1 rRNA gene is annotated in these 1,020 nt (G+C 54.7%); it reads left to right on the top strand.

Annotated elements, in window-relative coordinates:
* A 23S ribosomal RNA gene (locus NLX71_RS26265) occupies positions 1 to 1,020 on the top strand; the annotation flags it as partial.

Raw genomic sequence — 1,020 nt, 5'->3', positions numbered from 1 at the left:
GGGGTAGGGGAGCGTTGTATGCGGGTTGAAGCTAGATCGTGAGGACTGGTGGACTGCATACAAGTGAGAATGCCGGTATGAGTAACGAAAAGATCAGTGAGAATCTGATCCGCCGTAAGCCTAAGGGTTCCTGAGGAAGGTTCGTCCGCTCAGGGTAAGTCGGGACCTAAGGCGAGGCCGAAAGGCGTAGTCGAAGGACAACAGGTTGAAATTCCTGTACCACCGTGAACCGTTATGAGCGATGGGGTGACGCAGAAGGATAGTGACGCGAGCTGATGGATGCTCGTCCAAGCAGTGAGGCTGGTATGCAGGCAAATCCGCATACCGTAAGGCTGGGCTGTGATGGGGAGGGAAAATTGCAGTACCGAAGGTCATGAGTTCAAGCTGCCAAGAAAAGCCTCTAGCCAGGGAGAAGGTGCCCGTACCGCAAACCGACACAGGTAGGCGAGCAGAGCATGCTAAGGCGCGCGGAAGAACTCTCGTTAAGGAACTCGGCAAAATGACCCCGTAACTTCGGGAGAAGGGGTGCCCCGGTAGGGTTAATAGCCCGAGGGGGCCGCAGTGAAAAGGCCCAAGCGACTGTTTAGCAAAAACACAGGTCTGTGCGAAGCCGCAAGGCGAAGTATACGGGCTGACGCCTGCCCGGTGCTGGAAGGTTAAGGGGAGCGGTTAGGAGCAATCCGAAGCTGTGAACCGAAGCCCCAGTAAACGGCGGCCGTAACTATAACGGTCCTAAGGTAGCGAAATTCCTTGTCAGGTAAATTCTGACCCGCACGAATGGCGTAACGACTTGGGCGCTGTCTCAACGAGAGATCCGGTGAAATTTTAATACCTGTGAAGATGCAGGTTACCCGCGACAAGACGGAAAGACCCCATGGAGCTTTACTGCAGCTTGATATTGGACTTTGGTACGATCTGTACAGGATAGGTGGGAGCCTGAGAGCCATGAGCGCCAGCTTGTGAGGAGGCGACGTTGGGATACCACCCTGATCGTATCGGAGTTCTAACTTGGTGCCGTGA

The organism is Paenibacillus sp. MZ04-78.2 (assembly GCF_024213375.1).
Taxonomy (GTDB): Bacteria; Bacillota; Bacilli; order Paenibacillales; family NBRC-103111; genus Paenibacillus_G.
The sequence above is the reverse complement of the archived record's forward strand: the minus strand, read 5'-3'. Positions and strand labels throughout refer to the sequence as shown.